Origin of the sequence: Methylobacterium sp. Leaf99, from assembly GCF_001422375.1 — a bacterium.
Lineage (GTDB): Bacteria > Pseudomonadota > Alphaproteobacteria > Rhizobiales > Beijerinckiaceae > Methylobacterium.
Genome location: NZ_LMMU01000001.1, coordinates 1,171,854 through 1,190,364 on the forward strand (window position 1 = coordinate 1,171,854; position 18,511 = coordinate 1,190,364).

General features: G+C 70.6%; 17 protein-coding genes. 7 read left to right on the top strand and 10 right to left on the bottom strand.

Annotated features, from left to right (window positions below):
* Positions 1-75: 75 nt before the first annotated feature.
* Both ASF28_RS05285 and ASF28_RS05290 read right to left on the bottom strand, forming a co-directional pair.
* Positions 76-1,002 carry a carotenoid biosynthesis protein gene (locus tag ASF28_RS05285; protein ID WP_210166743.1) on the bottom strand — a complete coding sequence of 309 codons (927 nt, stop codon included), beginning with the start codon at positions 1,000-1,002 and terminating at the stop codon, positions 76-78.
* A gap of 132 nt (positions 1,003-1,134) precedes the next feature.
* The gene (locus tag ASF28_RS05290; protein ID WP_056088575.1) at positions 1,135-2,025 is read right to left on the bottom strand and encodes an SDR family NAD(P)-dependent oxidoreductase; all 891 of its coding nucleotides are present in this window, start codon (positions 2,023-2,025) and stop codon (positions 1,135-1,137) included.
* A gap of 138 nt (positions 2,026-2,163) precedes the next feature.
* Here ASF28_RS05290 and ASF28_RS05295 point away from each other — a divergent pair, with 138 nt between their 5' ends.
* The gene (locus ASF28_RS05295; RefSeq protein ID WP_056088578.1) at positions 2,164-3,714 is read left to right on the top strand and encodes a L,D-transpeptidase family protein; all 1,551 of its coding nucleotides are present in this window, start codon (positions 2,164-2,166) and stop codon (positions 3,712-3,714) included.
* Between the two features lie 4 nt (positions 3,715-3,718).
* Here the strand turns inward: ASF28_RS05295 and ASF28_RS05300 are convergent, their stop codons facing one another.
* Positions 3,719-4,132: a flagellar biosynthesis repressor FlbT gene (locus tag ASF28_RS05300; protein WP_056088583.1), complete on the bottom strand. Its 414-nt coding sequence runs from the start codon at positions 4,130-4,132 to the stop codon at positions 3,719-3,721.
* A gap of 247 nt (positions 4,133-4,379) precedes the next feature.
* Here ASF28_RS05300 and ASF28_RS05305 point away from each other — a divergent pair, with 247 nt between their 5' ends.
* Positions 4,380-6,050, top strand: a complete 1,671-nt coding sequence (locus ASF28_RS05305; protein WP_082476011.1) for a flagellin N-terminal helical domain-containing protein — start codon at positions 4,380-4,382, stop codon at positions 6,048-6,050.
* A gap of 163 nt (positions 6,051-6,213) precedes the next feature.
* Here the strand turns inward: ASF28_RS05305 and ASF28_RS05310 are convergent, their stop codons facing one another.
* The 4 genes from ASF28_RS05310 to ASF28_RS22320 form a co-directional block, all read right to left on the bottom strand.
* On the bottom strand, positions 6,214-6,582 hold the full coding sequence (locus ASF28_RS05310; protein WP_056088590.1) for a hypothetical protein: 369 nt from the start codon (positions 6,580-6,582) through the stop codon (positions 6,214-6,216).
* A 168-nt stretch (positions 6,583-6,750) separates the two neighbouring features.
* A complete protein-coding gene (modC, locus tag ASF28_RS05315) occupies positions 6,751-7,872 on the bottom strand; it encodes a molybdenum ABC transporter ATP-binding protein (protein WP_056088593.1) in 1,122 nt (373 codons plus the stop codon).
* Entirely contained in the window at positions 7,869-8,567 is a 699-nt protein-coding gene (gene modB, locus ASF28_RS05320) for a molybdate ABC transporter permease subunit (RefSeq protein ID WP_056088595.1), read from the bottom strand. The genes modC and modB overlap by 4 nt, the downstream gene beginning before the upstream one ends.
* A 163-nt stretch (positions 8,568-8,730) precedes the next feature.
* A complete protein-coding gene (locus ASF28_RS22320) occupies positions 8,731-8,886 on the bottom strand; it encodes a hypothetical protein (RefSeq protein WP_244474900.1) in 156 nt (51 codons plus the stop codon).
* Positions 8,887-9,064: 178 nt separating this feature from the next.
* On the opposite strand from ASF28_RS22320, the gene ASF28_RS05325 reads away from it, so the two are divergent.
* The 4 genes from ASF28_RS05325 to ASF28_RS05340 all read left to right on the top strand — a co-directional run bounded on the left by ASF28_RS05325 (position 9,065) and on the right by ASF28_RS05340 (position 14,799).
* Positions 9,065-10,000 (top strand): 50S ribosomal protein L11 methyltransferase, encoded by a 936-nt coding sequence (locus ASF28_RS05325; RefSeq protein WP_056088598.1) that lies wholly within the window; start codon positions 9,065-9,067, stop codon positions 9,998-10,000.
* Positions 10,001-10,024: 24 nt separating this feature from the next.
* Complete coding sequence (locus ASF28_RS05330; RefSeq protein WP_056088601.1) at positions 10,025-11,836, top strand: aminopeptidase P family protein; 1,812 nt, start codon at positions 10,025-10,027, stop codon at positions 11,834-11,836.
* Positions 11,837-11,958: 122 nt separating this feature from the next.
* The gene (locus ASF28_RS05335) at positions 11,959-12,912 is read left to right on the top strand and encodes an acetyl-CoA carboxylase carboxyltransferase subunit alpha (protein ID WP_187272926.1); all 954 of its coding nucleotides are present in this window, start codon (positions 11,959-11,961) and stop codon (positions 12,910-12,912) included.
* Positions 12,913-13,266: 354 nt separating this feature from the next.
* The gene (locus ASF28_RS05340; protein WP_056088606.1) at positions 13,267-14,799 is read left to right on the top strand and encodes a L,D-transpeptidase family protein; all 1,533 of its coding nucleotides are present in this window, start codon (positions 13,267-13,269) and stop codon (positions 14,797-14,799) included.
* Positions 14,800-14,851: 52 nt separating this feature from the next.
* On the opposite strand, the gene ASF28_RS05345 is transcribed toward ASF28_RS05340, so the two are convergent.
* On the bottom strand, positions 14,852-16,294 hold the full coding sequence (locus ASF28_RS05345; RefSeq protein WP_056088610.1) for an NAD-dependent succinate-semialdehyde dehydrogenase: 1,443 nt from the start codon (positions 16,292-16,294) through the stop codon (positions 14,852-14,854).
* Positions 16,295-16,379: 85 nt separating this feature from the next.
* Complete coding sequence (locus ASF28_RS05350; protein WP_056088613.1) at positions 16,380-17,174, bottom strand: class II glutamine amidotransferase; 795 nt, start codon at positions 17,172-17,174, stop codon at positions 16,380-16,382.
* 422 nt (positions 17,175-17,596) lie between these two features.
* Here ASF28_RS05350 and ASF28_RS05355 point away from each other — a divergent pair, with 422 nt between their 5' ends.
* A complete protein-coding gene (locus ASF28_RS05355; protein ID WP_056088616.1) occupies positions 17,597-17,989 on the top strand; it encodes a response regulator in 393 nt (130 codons plus the stop codon).
* 96 nt (positions 17,990-18,085) lie between these two features.
* On the opposite strand, the gene rpsU is transcribed toward ASF28_RS05355, so the two are convergent.
* Positions 18,086-18,403, bottom strand: a complete 318-nt coding sequence (gene rpsU, locus ASF28_RS05360) for a 30S ribosomal protein S21 (protein ID WP_056088618.1) — start codon at positions 18,401-18,403, stop codon at positions 18,086-18,088.
* Positions 18,404-18,511 lie beyond the last annotated feature (108 nt).

The following is an 18,511-nucleotide window of genomic DNA, read 5'->3' on the forward strand; positions in this document are numbered from 1 at the left end:
GGACGCCGTGGCCGAGGGGCTCAAGGTGGAGCCGGACTGTCGGTCGCCCCCCGTCGAAGAGACCACGCGAGGGCGTCACGCGAACTCGTTCGGCGCCCGTCGTGCGGCGGTACCCGCATCGGGGACGTCGAACAGGCGCAGGAGGGCAAGCGTCGCAGTCGGCAGCATGGTGAAGAGCATCACGATGACGGCGGTCTCCCGCAGATCAGCGGCAGACCAGACGCCTCCGCCCGGATCCGTCACACGCCCGCCGCCATCGGTGAGCCAGGGCGCGATCTGGGAGAAGCCGGCCGCCAGATAGAGCAGGATCGGCAGGAGCCAGAAGGTGCGCGGACGCGAAGACCTCGCCTTGGCCGGGCGGGCGAAGAGGGCCAGGGCGATCAGTTGGAAGAACGTCCACGTGGTCAGGAACCATCCGAGGAAGTTCGACAGCGGCACACCGAAGAATCCGCCGCCCCGGTACCAGACCCACGCCCGCCACAGGGTGGCGTTCGGCGGATCCATGACGACATCCCACTGCACCGTGGCGAAGGCGGCCGCGATGGGCAGGGCAAAGAGGCTGAATCGATCGTTGGGTCGCATGCCGGTGCGGCCGAGAATCAAGCAGGCCATCACCCAACTCGGATAGCCGATCCCGAAGTAGAGCGGGCCGACGATGATCGGGATCGCACCGACATAAGGTAGATCGGGTGCGACGAGAAACGCGTAGTGGCCGAAGGGAAAGCCCGTGGCGACACCGAGATTCTCTAGTGCGAAGGTGACCGTGACGCACAAGCCGAAGAAAATGCCGGCTTCGACCAGTCCGTAGGCAAGGACGGCATGGATGACGAGGACGGTGATCGACAGGGCGGCAAGCCCCTGTGCGGCCGGGCTCGGACGGCCGGAGACGAGAACCACCGCCAGGAGAAGCCCGGCGAAGCCGACGCCCCCGACGACTCCCAGGACGGTGGCCGTCCCCGGATGCCGGAACCATTCCGCGGACGCCTCCATGGTCCGATGCATTCCCCCTCCCTCGCCGGCTCGCCCCACCGAGATGGCGCAGCGAGCTCGAAGGATAAGCTTAGCCTGACAGGCGAACAAGGGTGACGGGAACGGCCTTTGTCCAGTATATCCGTTTCAGGACCGGCTAAGGCCTCATCCCTCCATGTATCGCTTGAACGGCTCCGAAAACTCCGGGTGCCACCGCGACAGGGCCGGGCGGTTCGCGATGACGTCGCCGGCGGCCCAGGCGATGCGGCGCTCGTCCTGCGCGCGGGTGGTCTCGTTGTCGGGGCAGAGGATGTAGAAGTCGCCCCGCGCCATGCGGGCCAGGAGAAAGTCCACGGTCTCCTCCGGCGTCCAGGCGCCCTCCGGCTTCGTCGCGACGCCGCGGGCTTTCGTCAGGCCGGTGTAGACGAAGCCCGGGATCAGGAGGTGGGCGCTCACCTGCGCCCCGTCCCGGCTCCGCAGGTCGTGGGCCAGGGCCTCCGTCACCGCCTTCACCCCCGCCTTCGAGACGTTGTAGGGCGTGTTGCCCGGCGGCGTGGTGATGCCCTGCTTCGAGCCGGTGACGATGATCGCACCCGTTTCGCCCCCGTCGATCATGGCCGGCGCGAAGGCGTGGACGCCGTTGATCACGCCCCACAGGTTGGTGTCGAGGATGCGGCGCCAGGTGTCGGCGTCGGAGAACAGGTTTCCGCCGGCCTCGATGCCGGCGTTGAGCATGACGACGGCCGGCGGCCCGTCGGCCGAGGCGGCGTCGCGCAGGGCTTTCATCGCGTCGCGATCGCCCACATCCGTGGGCAGCGCACGCACCGTCCCATTCCCGGCGGCGGCCACGGTGGCGCGCGCCCGATCGAGGGCGTCTCCGGGGAGATCGGCGAGCCACACGTTCATGCCCGCGGCGGCGAAGCGCGTGGCGGCGGCGCGCCCGATGCCGCTCGCGGCGCCGGTGACCACGGCGGTGCGGCCGGCCCGGAGGGCGGGATGCCGGTTCGGCGCTTGATGGGTGGAATCCTGGTCGCGAGTCTTCTGGTCGTTCGCCATGCCCGTCCCTCCGATGTGCGGTTTCGCGCATGACGTAGGGCGGGCGGCCGCCGGCGTCAGGCGCGCGTCTGGGCCGGCAGGGGAATGGTAACCAACGCCCCGCATGGTCGGGGACACTTGCCGCTTCGGGGATCCGCGATGCTTTCGCGCCACATGCTCTTCGTCACCGCCCTGTGCGCGAGCCTGTCACCCATGGCCCTGGCCCGGGCCGAACCGGCCGCGCCCGTGCCGCCGAAGGCCGTGCCGAAATCCGAGGCGCCGAAGGAGATTTCGAGGGAAACCCCGAAGGCCGAGGCCCCGCGCCTCGACCCGCTGGCGGCCTCCGCCCCGGCGACGCCCGCCGTGCAGGCCATCGTGCCGGCGGGCACGCCGACCGCCGAGACCCTGGCGAAGGACGCCGCTCCGAAAAAATCGCGCGAGCTGCCGCCCCTCGTCGTCGCCCGGGTCTCGGCCGATCCGATGCCGACGCTCAGCCCCGCCACCTTCCTCGACACCCTGAAGATGGCCGACCGCTACCAGGCCATGGCGGATGCCGGCGGCTGGGCGAGCCTGCCGCCCGGCCTCGTGGTCAAGCCCGGCGCCCGCGACCCCGCCATCCCGGCGCTCAGAAAACACCTCGCCCTCGTCGGCGATCTCCCCGCCGACGCGCCGGCGTCGGACCTCCTCGACGCGGCCCTGGCGGCGGCGGTGAAAAGCTTCCAGGCCCGGCACGGCCTGCCCGAGACCGGCCTCATCGGCCGCCAGACCGTGGCGGCGCTGAACGTGCCGGCGGCCACCCGCCAGCGCCAGCTCGCCGCGTCCGCCGCCCGGCAGATCGGCTCGACCTTCGCCTTCGGCGACCGCTACGTGGTGGTGAACATCCCGTCGGCCACCGTCGAGGCGGTGGAGCGCGGCACCGTGGTGCGCCGCTACGTCGCCGTGGTCGGCAAGCCCGACAAGGCGACACCGCGCATCGAGGCGCGGATCACCGACGTCAACCTCAACCCGACCTGGACCCTGCCGGTCTCCATCATCAAGAAGGAGATCATCCCGAAGATGCGCAAGGACCCCGGGTACCTCGCCCGCGAGCGCATCCGCATCCTCGGCCCCGGCGGGGTCGTGGTCGACCCGACCACCATCGACTGGGCGAGCGAGAAGGCGGCGAACTACACCCTGCGGCAGGATTCCGGCCTCGACAATTCCCTGGGGCAGGTCCGCATCGACATGCCGAACAAACAGGCGGTCTACATGCACGACACGCCGTCGAAATCCCTGTTCGCCCGCGAGGTGCGGTTCCACTCCCACGGCTGCGTGCGGGTGGCGCAGGTGAAGGAGCTCGCCGGCTGGCTGCTCGAGGGCACGCCCGGGCCCAATGGCGGCGCCTCGACCTGGGGGCCCATGGAGATCGAGAGCCACATCGCCACCAACGAGCGCCTCGACATCAAGCTGCCGAAGCAGATCCCCGTGACCTTCGTGTACCTGACCGGCTACGCCACCCCCGACGGCCGCGCGCATTTTCGCGACGACATCTATGGCATCGACAGCCCCATCGCGCCGATGCCGGAGGTGGCGACCACGGGCTCCATCACGCCGCGCCCGACCCTCAAGCCGGCGCCCGCCCGGGTGATGCCGACCAGGGCCGCGCCGCCCCGGGCGACGGGGCTCGTGCCCCCGGGCCTGATCCCCAACGTCGCCGCGTCCGCGCGGTAGGCGATCAGCCCCCCTCGCCGGTCCCGGCCGGCGGGGCGAGGCGGTCGCTCAGGGCTTGCTCGTACTGGATCAGGTCCTTGCAGCGCTTGAGCGCGCGGTAGAGCTCGCGCCCGGCGACAAAGTCGTGGATGTCGCGGATGTACGGCTTCATGGTGGGCACCGCCTCCATCAGGGCGTTGGCCTGCCGGATGAAGAGATCCTCGGCCTCGGGCGTCGGCTCGGCGAGGTACAGCACCGTCAGGGTGAGGTAGAGGCGCTTGCAGGCGGTGTCGGCCTCGCTCTCGAGGATGATGTCGCTCTCGCGCAAAAAGTTCGTCACCGTCTCGATGACGAACGAGGAACGCCGCGATCCGTTGCGGATCGCCGTGCCGCCGATCAGCAGGCGCTCGAACGGCTTCAGCTCGATCTTGAGGGGCATGGGGTCTCGCGAAGGTTGCGGTCTCCGGCCATTCTTCCTCCTGTATGGTTAACGGGCTCTAAACGCGGCTTGAGCGACACCCGGCTAACCAATTGACCGGTCTATGCTTTCCTTGAATTGCATAAGATCCGCCCGTTCCAGCACAGGGAGCGTTCATCACAACATTTAACAGGATCGCAAGGGGGACATGGTTCTGTGGCGCTGTCTCCAAAAACGGAGACGCACCGATCAGAATGGATCGAACCTCATGTCCTCCGGCGTCACCCTTACCGCTGCGACCCGCCAGAACCTGCTCTCGCTGCAGGGCACGGCGGACCTCCTCTCCAGCACCCAGAACCGCCTCTCGACCGGCAAGAAGGTCAACTCGGCCCTCGACGATCCGACGAGCTTCTTCACCTCGCAGGCCCTGTCGGGCCGCTCGGGCGACCTCGGCTCGCTGCTCAACGGCATCTCCAACGGCGTCCAGACCATCCAGGCCGCCAACCAGGGCATCACCTCGATCCAGAAGCTGGTCGATTCGGCGAAATCCACCGCCAACCAGGCGCTGGCCGACAAGAGCGCTGTCTCGAGCGGCACGCCTGCCGCAGCCGCTACTCTCAGCGCGGGCATCGCTTACCAGGGCTCCTCGACGGCTGCCACGGACGGAACCCAAAACTTCTCGACCGGTACCCTGGTGTTCACGCTCGCCGGCGGCAGCGCAGCCTCTATCGCCGCTCCGACCACCATCACGCTCAATGCGTCGACCTTAGGTGGACTGACCAGTGACGTTTCGAAGGTCAGCGCCGATACTGTAGTCACGGCGATCAACAACCAACTCTCAAACGCAAGTGTGCCGACTGGCGTAACTGCGTCTAAGACCACTGATGGCCGCATCGTCTTTACCTCATCTGACACCGGCGCAGCTTCGAAGGCTACCTTCACCGTCACCAGCGGTGACCGTGATATCGGCTTCGGGGTCACTGCCGGCGCAGGCGCTGCAAAGTCCGCCACTGGCGCAGATGCCAAGAACAGCGCGACCGCCGCTGTTGCTACAGCTGGTACAGCGTTTGCCACGACGGTCGATCTGTCGGCGGCTACTGCTGCGACCTTCGACATCCAGCTCGGCTCAGGCCCCAAGAAGTCCATCACCGTCGCCGACGGTGCGACGGCAAACGCGACGACGAAGACTGAAATCCTGACTTCAATCAACAACCAGCTCAATGCCGACACCGGTTTTGCTGGAAAAGTCGCCGCCACCTTCGTGAACAACAAGCTTACCTTCACGACGACGGGAACCGGCTCCTCGGAGAAGGTCACTGTCAGCAACGCAGCCGGTGCCGACGTTGGCTTCGGAACAGCCGGTACGGCGACAGTGCCAGTCGTCGGTTCGGGTGAAGGCTCGGCCAGCGGTACCAACGCCACTCGTACGTCGCTTGCGAAGCAGTTCAACACCCTGCTCGATCAAATCACGCAACAGGCCAAGGACTCAAGCTACAACGGCATCAATCTGCTGTATCGCTCGGGCACCAACAAAGCCGAAAACTCTCTGAAGGTGACTTTCAATGAGACTGGCTCGTCGAGCCTGAACATTGAAGGTGCTAAGCTCGACGCGGATGGCCTTGGTCTCGGGGTCATCACGGGTAACTTCCAGTCGGACGATGAGATCAACAAGGCGCTGACGGCGATCACAACCGCCACCAGCCAGCTCCGCGGCCAGTCCTCGACGTTCGGCTCCAACCTCTCGGTGGTGCAGAACCGTCAGGACTTCTCGAAGAACCTCATCAACATCCTCGACACCGGCTCGGCCAACCTGACGAACGCGGACCTCAACGAGGAAGCCGCCAACTCCCAGGCCCTGTCGACCCGCCAGTCCATCGGCATCTCGGCGCTCTCGCTGGCCAACACGGCGCAGCAGGGCATCCTGCAGCTCCTCCGCTGAGCACAGCTCCGCCGGCCTCCGGGCCGGCGGTTCGGACGAAACGAAAGGCCGGGGCGGTTCGCCCCGGCCTTTTCGCGTTCCGGTGCCCGCGCCACGCGTGCGAACGCCCCCGGCCGGGTCCGCCAAGGGCGGTCGGTCGAGGGCGGTCGGGTGGACGGGGACGTCAGGCGGTGCGGTCGAGGGGGTGCTCGGTGGTCGCGCGGGCGGCCGCCGCCTGTTCGGCGTAGGCGCGGGCTTTCAGGATCACCGGATCGGGCAACTGGACAATCACGTCGCCGGAGGCCGGGTCGACCTCCTGGTAGACCACCGTGCGGGTGTCCCGGTCGATGCGGATGCGGGCCTCGTTGGGCGTCGCCGCCGCGTCCGTCACGGGCCGGGGCGCATCGCGCTCCGGGGCCGGGATTCGGATGTCGAGGCGCACGGCGGGCGCGAGGGGCTCCGGCGCCGCGACGCGCGTCACGGGCTGGACCGGAGCCGGACCGGCGCCCGGCCCCCGGAACGCGGGGGTGGCGGTAATGGTCGAGATCGACATCGTACGCCCCTCGCCTCCTTTGATGACAGGACACCATTCAACGCGCGGGGCCTGAATCGAACCTTAAGAAATCACCCCCGCCCCCCGGTCTCGCGTCGTGTCGTCAAGGGAGCCTTGCGGCGATCCGTCGAATCTTAAGGGCTTCCAACAGCGCACTGCGAAGAGCCCTCAGATCTCCACCGCGCCGAGGCCCCGGCCGGTGCCGATGCCCTGCGGATCGAAGGCGACGCTCTTCACCACAGCGAAGACCGGCTGGCCCGGCGCGAGGGCGAGGTCGCGCACGGAGGCCTGCGTGAGGCGGGCGGCCAGGGCCGCGCCGCCGCACTCGAGGGTGACGCGCACGGCCCCCTCCCCCAGGGGGGTGAGGTCGCGCACCGTTCCGGCGAGGACGTTGCGGGCGCTGAGGCCCACGGGCGCCTGCGTCGCCACCAGCACGTCGCGGGCCGGCACGAGGAGGCGCACGGGCGTGCCGACCGCCCGGTCGAGGCGCGGCACGCTCAAGGCGCCGGCGATGCCGGTGAGGTGGGTCAGGCCCGAGGCGGGATCGTGCCCGGCCACCACCATGTCGAGGAGGCTGCCGCCTTGCGCCGCGTGGTCGGGGCCGAGTTCGCCCCGGCGCAGCAGGGCCTCGGCCGGGCCGGCGGCGGCGACGCGCCCGGCCTCCAGCACCACGAGGGTGTCGGCGAGGCGCGCCACCTCCGACACGGCGTGGCTGACATACACGATGGGGATGCCGGCCCCGTCGCGCAGGCCCTCGATGAGGGGGAGGATCTCGGCCTTGCGCGCGGCGTCGAGGGCGGCCAGGGGCTCGTCCATGAGCAGCAGGCGCGGCCGCGACAGCAGAGCCCGGCCGATGGCGACGCGCTGGCCCTCCCCGCCCGACAGGCCGGCGGGGCGCCGCGCCAGGAGGTGGCCGATGCCGAGGAGGCCGATGACGTCGTCGAAGGCCAGGCCCGGAATCGCGTCGCGTCCGCGTGGAAAAAAGCGGCGGCCGTAATCGAGGTTCTGGCGCACGCAGAGATGGGGCAGCAGCCGCGGTTCCTGGAACACCACGCCGATGCGGCGGCGATGGGTCGGCACGTCGATGCGACGGTGCGTGTCGAGCAGGGTCTCGCCCGCCACGACGATGCGGCCCCGGTCGGGGCGCACGAGGCCGGCGAGGCAGTCGATCACCGTGGTCTTGCCCGAGCCCGAGGGCCCGAACAGGGCGGTGAGGCCGGGGCTGGCCGCGAAGGCGACGTCGAGGCGGAAGGCGCCGCGCGTCAGCGAGACGGCGAGGTCGAGGCTCATCCGGCCCCCAGGCGGCGGGCGAGGCGCCGGGCCAGGAGTTCGGAGGCGAGCAGCGCCGCCATGGACAGGGCGACGGAGATCAGGGTGAGGCGCAGGGCGCCCGCCTCGCCGCCCGGCACCTGGGTCAGGGTGTAGATGGCCGACGGCAGGGTCTGGGTCTCGCCGGGGATGTTCGACACGAAGGTGATGGTGGCGCCGAACTCGCCCATGGCTTTCGCAAACGCCAGCACGGCGCCGGCCAGCACGCCGGGGAGCGCGAGCGGCAGGGTCACGGTGAGGAACACCGACCACGGCGAGGCCCCGAGGGTCGCCGCCGCCTGCTCGACGCGCCGGTCCACGGCCTCCAGCGACAGGCGCATGGCCCGGACCATGAGGGGGAACCCCATGACGGCGCAGGCAAGCGCCGCCCCGGTCCAGCGGAACGACAGCACGATGCCGATTTCGGCCAGAGCCGCCCCGAAGGTGCCGCGCCGCCCGAAGGCGAGGAGCAGGAGATAGCCCGTCACCACCGGCGGCAGGATCAGGGGCAGGTGCACGAGCCCATCGAGGAGGCCGCGGCCGGGGAAACGCTTGCGTGCGAGCAGCCAGGCTATGGCGAGGCCGGGCCAGAGGCTCGCGAGGGTGGCGACGGCCGCCACCCGCAGGCTCAGGGCGATGGCGGTCCACTCGTCGGGGGTGAGGCCGAGACCGTCCACGATCGGATCAGAGCCGGATCTTCATGCCGACGTGGCGCATGGCCCGATCACGCGTGCGGTCATGGTCGTGGCCCTGCATGGTCGAGGTCCGCATGGTCGAGGCCCGTTGGAGCTGGCCGACGCCACGGACCTACCATGACTCGCCCTGGACCGGGAACGCGCCTCAGGCCGAGCGGTCCTCGTCCTCGCGCAGGCGGGTCTCCGAGCGGTGCAGGCGGCTGAGCAGCACGAGCATGGAGCCCGGCAGCGGCGCCGTCAGCGCCTCGGCGTCGAGAATCCCTTCGCGTCCGCGGGCGAGGCGCCTGCGGGACTTGGACATTTCCGCCATGACCACCGGCGTTCGACCGCCGGGTCTCTTGATTTTCATACGCACACGGGCACCCGCGATGATCGAACCGACGCCGGGAAGCGAGGACAAACGCGGAACCTCGGCCCGCGTTCCGTAAGATTTTCGCGACAGTGGCGACGCATCGCGCAGGGTGTTAGAGCCCTCGTCCATGCTCGAAGGCCTGCCCCCCCACCGCCCGACCCACGTGCTCCGGCTCCTCACCGACGAGGGGTCGGCCAAGGCGATGACCGACCTCCTGGGCGAGATGTTCGACCCGACGCAGACGGCGGTGGCCGCCTTCGAGGCCGAGGACGGCCGGACCTGGCGCCTGGAGGCGTACTTCGCCGACGCGCCGGACGAGGCCATGGTGCGCGACCTCATCCGGCCCGTGGTCGGCGATCAGGCCGATGTCGCCACCTTCGAGACCATCGACCAGCAGGACTGGGTCCGCGCGTCCCTCGAAGGGCTCAACCCCGTGCGGGCCGGCCGCTTCCTCGTCCACGGCAGCCACGACCGCGACACCGTGCGGGTCAACGACCTCGCCATCGAGATCGAGGCGGCCCTCGCCTTCGGCACCGGCCACCACGGCACCACCCTCGGCTGCCTGCGGGCGCTGGCCGACCGGCTCAAGCGCGGGCGGCCGGCCCACGTCCTCGACGTCGGCACCGGCACCGGCATCCTCGCCTTCGCGGCGGCCAAAGCCCTGCACGCTCCGGTCATCGCCGGCGACCTCGACCCCGAGGCGGTGACGACGGCCATCGGCAATGCCCGCCTCAACGGGTTAGGCCCCAACCTGAGGCTCTACCAGGGACCGGGCGTGCGCCACGCCCTCGCCGCCCGGCCGCGCCGGTTCGACGTGGTGTTCGCCAATATCCTGGCGCGTCCGCTGAAAGGCCTCGCCCCCTCGCTCACGGCGGTGGTGGCGGACCACGGCATCCTCATCCTCTCCGGCCTCATCGAGCGCGACGTGCCGGGCGTGCTCTCGACCTACCGCCATCGCGGCTTCCACCTCGCCCGCCACGGCCTCATCGAGGGCTGGGCCACCCTCGTGCTCAAGCGCGGCGGCGCGGCGCCCCGCCCCTTGCGGGGATGGTTGCCGCACTGAACCGCCCGGCGTAACCCTGGCCGCATGACGCGCGCCCGCTTCCAGACCTTCGACGATCCGAGCCACCACGAGGGGGCTCTTCGCATCGCCGCCCTGCGCGGCGTCCTGGCGGCGCAGGGGCTCGACGGGTTCGTGGTGCCGCGGGCCGACGAGCACCAGTCGGAATACGTGCCCCCCGGCGCCGAGCGCCTCGCCTGGCTCACGGGCTTCACCGGCTCGGCCGGCACGGCGGTGATCCTGAAGGCGGCGGCCGCCCTGGTGGTGGACGGGCGCTACACCCTCCAGGCCCCGGCCCAGGTCGACACCGCGATCCTCACCCCGGTCCAGCTCGCCGAGACGAACGTCGAGGCGTGGATCGGCGCGCACCTCGGGGCCGGACAGGTGCTCGGCTACGATCCGTGGCTGCACACGCCGGACGGCGTCGCCCGCCTGGAGCGCGCCGTGCACAGGGCCGGGGCGACGCTCCGCGCCGTCGCGGCCAACCCCGTCGATGCCGTGTGGCGCGACCGGCCGGGCGCACCGGCCGGTCCGGTGGTGGCCCATCCCCTCGCTCTGGCGGGCGAGGCGGCGCACGAAAAACTCGCCCGCATCCGCGCGGCCCTCGCCCAGGCCGCGTGCGCCGCCCTGGTGATCTCGGACCCGCACAACCTCGCCTGGGCGTTCAACCTGCGCGGCGCGGACGTGGCGCACACGCCCCTGGCGCTGGGCTACGCGATCCTGCCCCTGGACGAGCGCCCGACCCTGTTCCTCGCCTCGCCCGACATCGACCCGGAGCTTCGCGCGGCCCTCGCGCCCCTGGCCGACCTCCGGCCGAGGGCGGCGTTCGACGCCGCCCTCGACGGCATCGCGACGGGCCGCAGGATCAGGCTCGACGCCGCCACGGCGGCCATCGCCCTCAAGGACCGGATCGAGGCCGCGGGCGGCGTCGCCGAGACCGGCCCCGACCCCATCACCGCCCTGAAGGCGGTGAAGAACGACGCCGAGATCGCCGGCACCCGCGCGGCGCATTTTCGCGATGGCGTCGCGGTGGTCCGCTTCCTCGCCTGGATCGACGGGGCGGACACCCTCACGGAGATCGCCGCCGTCGAGGCCCTGGAGGATTTTCGCAGTCAGGGCGGCCTGCTGAAGGACGTCTCGTTCCCGACCATCTCGGGCAGCGGCCCCAACGGCGCCATCGTGCATTACCGGGTGAGCCGCGAGACCGACCGCCGGGTCGAACCGGGCGAACTCTTCCTCGTCGATTCCGGCGCGCAATACGCCGAGGGCACCACGGACATCACCCGCACGGTGGCCGTCGGGGCGCCGACGGACCTCATGCGCGACCGCTTCACCCGGGTGCTCAAGGGCCACATCGCCATCGCGCGGGCGGTGTTCCCCAAGGGGACCACGGGCGCGCAGATCGACGGCTTCGCCCGCGCCGCCCTGTGGGAGGCCGGCCTCGACTTCGACCACGGAACCGGCCACGGCGTCGGCGCCTTCCTCTCCGTCCACGAGGGCCCGCAGCGCATCGCCAAGACCGGCACCGTGCCGCTGGAGGCCGGCATGATCCTCTCCAACGAGCCGGGCTATTACCGGGCCGGGGAATACGGCATCCGCCTCGAGAACCTCGTGCTGGTGGAGCCGCGCGCGATTCCCGGCGGCGAACGGCCGATGCTCGGCTTCGAGACCCTGACGCTCGCGCCGTTCGACCGGCGCCTCATCGCCCTCGACCTGTTGAGTCCGGCCGAGCGCGCCTGGATCGACGCCTATCACGCCCGGGTCCGCGACGCCCTCGGGCCCCACCTCGACGCGGCCGCCCTTGCCTGGCTCGACGCGGCCACCCGCCCCCTCGCCTGACCCCTCGCCAGTCCCCTCGCGGTTGACACCCGCCCGGGGTTCGCCAACACCTCGCCCCGCTGCGCACCGGGTGGAAATCCCGCCGCGCGCGATCTCGATGGATCTTGAGACCGATGACGGTGATGCGCTCCTACCTGGACTTCGAGAAGCCCGTCGCCGAACTCGAGGCGAAGGTCGAGGAACTCAAGGCCGTGGGCGCCCGCGACGGTGCCGTGTCCATCAGCGAGGAGGTCGGGCGCCTGGAAGCCAAGGCGGCGGCCGCCCTGTCGGACATCTACGCGTCCCTGACCCCGTGGCAGAAGACCCAGGTGGCCCGCCACCCGCAGCGGCCGCACTTCGTCGATTACTGCGCCGACCTCGTCACCGAGTTCACGCCGCTGGCCGGCGACCGCACCTTCGGCGAGGACGCCGCCATCGTCGCCGGGTTCGGCCGGTTCCGGGGACGGGCCGTCTGCGTCATCGGCCAGGAGAAGGGCCATTCCACCGAGACGCGCCTGCGCCACAATTTCGGGATGGCCAAGCCCGAGGGCTACCGCAAGGCCGTGCGCCTGATGGAGATGGCCGACCGCTTCGGCCTCCCCGTCCTCGCCTTCATCGACACCGCCGGGGCGTTCCCGGGCATCGAGGCAGAGGAGCGCGGCCAGGCCGAGGCCATCGCCCGCTCCACGGAGGCCTGCCTGTCCCTCGGCGTGCCCAACGTGGCGCTCGTCATCGGCGAGGGCGGCTCGGGCGGCGCCATCGCGCTCGCCACCGCCAACCGCGTGCTGATGATGGAGCATGCCATCTACGGGGTGATCTCCCCCGAGGGCGCCGCCTCGATCCTATGGCGCGACCAGGGCCGGGCGGCGGACGCCGCCACCGCCATGAAGATCACCGCGCAGGACCTCCTGCGGCTCGGCATCATCGACACCATCGTGCCCGAGGCCACGGGGGGCGCCCATCGCGGCCGTGCCGCCGCCACCGCCGCCGCCGGACAGGCCCTCGCCGCGGCCCTGGCCGAGTTCGACGGCCTGTCGCCCGACGACATCCGCGACCGCCGCGCCGCGAAATTCCTGGAGATCGGCCGCAAACTCTGACGATCCCCGCCCCGATGACCCGGCAGGACGCTTTGTCGCAGGTCGGGTGCAGGAACCTTTTAAGGTTTGTCCGGGCGGCCCGTGCCGGATCGCACATGCGGTGGTCCAGGCCCGTGGCCGCGGACCCGGCGAAAAGCCCTTTCGGATCAGCGGTTTCGCGATGGCCTCGGCGGGCCGGGCGCTCGGGTTCCACGCTGCGCCCGAACCATGCCCGCGATTCACAGGCATCCCCCGCCGCCGATCCCGTCGCCTTGCGGTAAGAAGGGGGTAAGTTTAACGGAGCTATTGGGTTGGGGAGTGGCGTTCGACGGGACAAATCCCGCGGAGGCGTATCTTTTGAGAACGGGGTTCCCCATGGCTGTGCGCCCGTCGGCGTTGCGCCCGTACGTGATCGCCGGCCTCGCCGCGCTCACGATCTCCCTTGGCGCCTGCCAGGACGGATCGACGGGCGGCGGCGTTCCCCTGCGTGCCCTCGCACCCGTGCCGCAAAAGACCCTCGCGCTCATGACCCAGAAGGGCATGGCCCAGAACGACCCCATCCTCATCCGCGCCTACAAGAAGGAAGCGGAGATGGAGGTGTGGAAGCGCGGCGCAGGTGGCCAGTACGCCCTCCTGAAGACGTTCCCGATCTGCCGCTGGTCGGGTCAGCTCGGCCCCAAGACCAAGCAGGGCGACCGTCAGGCCCCCGAGGGCTTCTACACGGTGACGCCGGGGCAGATGAACCCGAACTCCTCGTACTACCTCTCGTTCGACACCGGGTACCCCAACGCCTACGACCGGGCCAACAACCGCTCGGGCAACTACATCATGGTCCACGGCACGTGCTCGTCGTCGGGCTGCTTTGCCATGACCGACGAATCCATGGGCGAGATCTACGCCCTCGCGCGCGACTCCTTCGCCGGCGGCCAGCGGGCGTTCCAGTTCCAGTCCTACCCGTTCCGAATGACGGCGGCGAACGTCGCCCGGTTCCGCAACGACCCCAACGCGCCGTTCTGGAAGAACCTCAAGGAGGGCTCGGACTATTTCGAGGCCCTGCGCGAGGAGCCGAAGGTGGGCCTGTGCGGCACGCGCTACGTGTTCGGCGGGTCGGATGCTGCGGCCGGCTCCTGCACGCCCCGCATCGAACCGCAGGTCGCCGAGAAGCGCGATCGCGACAACCGCGAGATCGCCGAGCTCGTCGCCAAGGGCACACCGGCGACCCGCGTGGTCTACGAGGACGGCAGCCAGAACCCGGTGTTCCGCCCGCAGGCGCCGAGCAGCACCCTGGCGTTTGCCAACCTGGTGAAGCCCGAGGAGCCGGAGCAGCCCTACGATCCGAAGGACTATGCCCGCCACCACCTCGGCGAGGTCAGCCGCCCCGAAACCATCGCGGCCGCCCGCGAGGTCGAAGTCGACGCCAAGGGCCGCCCGGTCATGCTCGCCGCCGCCGACGCGCCGATCCCGACCAAGGCCGCCGCCGCTCAGGCCGGCAGGAAGGGCGCTCCCGCCCGCACCACCCTGATGGCGAAGGTCGAGCCCGTGGTTCAGCCCTTGGCCGAGCCGGCCGCGACTCCGCAGAAACCCGCCCGCGTGATGGTGGCCGACGCAGACGGCGATCCGGCCGCCTACAAGAAGCTGCTCGGCAACCTGTTCAGCAACGGCCCCGCCCCGGCGACGCCGGCCGCCGACGCGGCGACGATCCCGCCCGCCGTCGCCGCCGATCCCGTGCCGACCAAGCTCACCCCCAAGGCGCCCGCGAAGGTCGCCCATTCCGGGCAGATCCACGCGGCGACGACCCAGCCGGCGAAGGGGAAGCCCGGCACCGTCGCCGCCGTCGACGAGAAGGCGGCCAAGCCCGCCGCGAAGCCGCCGGCTCCGGCGACGAAGGCCGCGGCGGCCAAGGATTGATCCCGCATCGCGACCGCCCCGGAGGGAGCGGTCGCGATGGATTCCCCGCGCCCTACGCCCCGACGCTCGCCTGGCTCACGAACTTGGTGGTGAGGTAGGCCTCGATGGCCTCCGAACCGCCCTCGCTGCCGTGGCCGGAATCGCCGACGCCGCCGAAGGGCGTCTCCGGCAGGGCCAGTCCGTGATGGTTGATGCCGATCATGCCGCTGTGCACCCGCGCGGCGACCTCCGTCGCCCGGGTCACGGAGCGGGTGTAGGCATAGGCCGCGAGCCCGTAGGGCAGGCGGTTGGCCTCGGCGTAGGCCGCCTCGTCGTCGGAGAAGCGCTGGATCAGGGCGACGGGCCCGAACGGCTCCTCGTTCATGATGCGGGCCTCCACTGGTACGTCGCAGAGCACCGTGGGGGCGAAGAAGTTGCCGCGGTTGCCGATGCGGTGGCCCCCGGTGCGCAGTTCCGCCCCCTTGGCGACGGCGTCGGCACAGAGGGATTCCATCGCTTCCAGGCGCCGCGCATGGATGAGCGGCCCCATGGTGGTCTCCGGATCGAGACCGTCGCCGACCACGCGCGCCTCGCTGAAGGCCACGAAGCCATCGCGAAAACGCTCGTAGACGGAGTCGTGGACGAGGAAGCGGGTCGGCGCGACGCAGACCTGGCCGGCGTTGCGGAACTTGTTGGCGCCGAGCACGGCCACCGCGGTCTCGACGTCGGCATCGGCGAAGACGAGGGCCGGGGCGTGGCCGCCGAGCTCCATGGTCGCCCGCTTCATGTGGCGGCCGGCGAGCGCCGCGAGCTCCTTGCCCACGGGGGTCGAGCCGGTGAACGAGATCTTGGCGATGACCGGGTGCGGGATGAGGTAGGCCGAGATCGTCGCCGGGTCGCCGTAGACGAGGGAGAGCACGTCGCCCGGCACGCCGGCATCGAGGAAGGCGCGCACGAGTTCGGCGCAGCTCGCCGGCGTGTCTTCGGGACCCTTCAGGATCACCGAGCAGCCGGTGCAGAGGGCGGCCGAGACCTTGCGCACGGCCTGATTGATGGGGAAGTTCCACGGGGTGAAGGCCGCCACCGGCCCCACGGGCTGGCGCAGGACCATCTGGACGACGCCGTCGGCGCGGGCCGGAATGATGCGGCCGTAGGCGCGCCGGCCCTCTTCCGCGAACCAGTCGACGACATCGGCCGCCGCCAGGGTTTCCATCCGCGCCTCGGCCAGGGGCTTGCCCTGTTCGAGGGTCATGATGCGGGCGATGGCGTCGGCGCGCTGGCGCAGGAGGTCGGCGGCCCGGCGCATGGTCCTGCCGCGTTCGAACGCCGAGACCTGGCGCCAGGCGGAAAAGCCCCGCGCGGCGGCCTCCAGCGCCCGGTCGAGATCGGCCCGGGCGGCGACGGCGCAGGTGCCGAGGCTCTCGCCGGTGGCCGGGTTGAGGACCGGCAGGGTGTCGCCGCCGGCACCCCCGGTCCAGGCCCCCGCGATGTGCAGGCTCACGTTCGGATAGGTCATCGTCGGCTCCCGCGCAGTTGGAACTGCGCGGGTTGTCCGCCCTTCGCGCGCCGCCCGCAACCCGCGCGGCGGCGGTCCCCGTCGCTCAGGCAGCCATGCGCTCCGCCACGGCCTGATCGGGGCCGCGCAGGACCACGCTGCCGCCGCGCGTCGCCTGAAGGGTTCCGCCCTTCGGCACCACGTTCCAGCCGTCGCGGCAGCCGTCGATGGGCTCGGAGACCACCACGAGGCCGGTCTCGGTCTGGCGGTAGTACAGGCTCGGCGGGCGTCCGTCGCAGGCCCAGCGATAGGCCGTCAGGGTCTCGCCGTCGGTGACCACGGCGGTGAAGCGCAAGGGCTCGTCCGCCTCGGCCGCCCGCATGAGGTCGCGCACGGTGGACAGCGTCCGGGCCATGGCGCCGACGGGGTCCTCGGCCAGCCCGTCGGCCAGGGCGAGGAGGAAGATCGCCTCGGAATCCGTGGTGCCGCGCCGGACGTCGTAGAGGTCGTCGGGGATCAGGGCTTCGAGGCGGCGCTTGATCTTGTGATAGCCGCCGATCTGGCCGTTGTGCATGAACAGGTGCCGGCCATGGGCGAAGGGGTGGCAGTTCGCCCGCGTCGTCGCCGTGCCCGTCGAGGCGCGGACATGGGCGAAGAACATCCGCGCCCGTACTTGCTGGCACAGGTTGACGAGGTTCTCGTCGGACCAGGCCGGGCAGACGTCGCGATAGAGGCCGGGCTCGGCCCGCTCGCCGTACCAGCCGATGCCGAAACCGTCGCCGTTGGTCTCGGTCTTCGCCTCCGTCGCGTGGAGCGACTGGTGGACCAGGGAATGCGTCGGCGCGCAGACGAGGTCGGTCAGGAAGACGGGATCACCGGAATAGGCGAGAAAACGGCACATGCAGGCAGACACCTCCTGTGGATCTCGGGCGGGGGCCTCCCATCCGCCGGTGCGCGACCCCGCCTCGCGCGCCTGCCGTCTCAGCTTCGAAGCCCCGACTTTCGGGCGATCACGGTGAACGGATCGTTAACGTCACCGTCGTGCGTGCGCCCCGTGCATCGGATGTCATGCAAGAGGCGCACCGCAGAAGACCGGGTGCCCCCGGCGTGCGAACACCGGTCTGCACCGGCACCATGGCGAGATCAGGATGAGGCGGCTGCAGGAACCGCATAGCCGGATCGGCACTTGCGATTCTGACACGTCCGGACTCTTGCCCAACGCGGCGTGGCAGAGCAGCATCACCCGGCGAGAATCATGATCGAGGGTTGGCGAGACTTTCTTGCGCCCTTTCGAACGCCCGCACCATCCGCAAAGGAGACTTCATGGCCCAGCCCCTGCCGGACTGCCCGATCGCCCTCGTGGTGGAGGACGACGCCGCAATCCGCGACCTCGCCACGGCGGTCCTCGAGGAAACCGACCTCGACGTGATCGCCTGCGACAGTGCCGAGGCGGCCATCTCCGTGCTGGAACGGTCCGGCGGACACGTCGCCCTGCTGTTCGCCGACGTGCGCCTCGGTGGGGGCATGGACGGGATCGACCTCGCCACGGCGGTGGGCCGGCGCTGGCCGGACGTGCGGGTCGTGCTCACCTCGGGCGGCGACGCCAGGGGCGCCGGCCGCATCCCGAGCCGGGCCGTCTACATGCAGAAGCCCTGGCGCGCCCTCGACGTGCTGGTCCAGGCCGAGCACGCCACCGTGGCCGCCCGCGCGGCCTGATCGATCGATCAGCCACAACGAAAAAGCCCGGCCGCGATGCGGCCGGGCTTTTTCGCGGGCTTGGTTCGCTCCGGAGGAGCGAACCGCACAAATGACTTAGGCAGCGCCGCCGACGGGGGGCAGCACGGTCGGGGCGGTCGGAGCGAACGGCGAACCGCCCGGACGACGGGGCGCACCGGCGCCGAAACGGGGCTTGGGCTTCGGAGCGGCGATCAGGCCCTCGCGGATGGCGGTCTTGCGCGCCTGCTTGCGGGCGCGGCGGACGGCCTCGGCCTTCTCGCGCGCCTTGCGCACGGACGGCTTCTCGTAAGCCTTGCGCTGCTTCATCTCGCGGAAGATGCCCTCACGCTGCATCTTCTTCTTGAGGACGCGGAGAGCCTGATCGACGTTGTTGTCGCGAACGAGTACCTGCAACGGTCTAGATCCTCTGAGACATAGGTTTGTTGAACGGCGCCGATCCCGGGGCCAATCGCGGTCCTGGAAGGAGGATGAAACCGACAAATGTCCCGGACCCGGAATTCT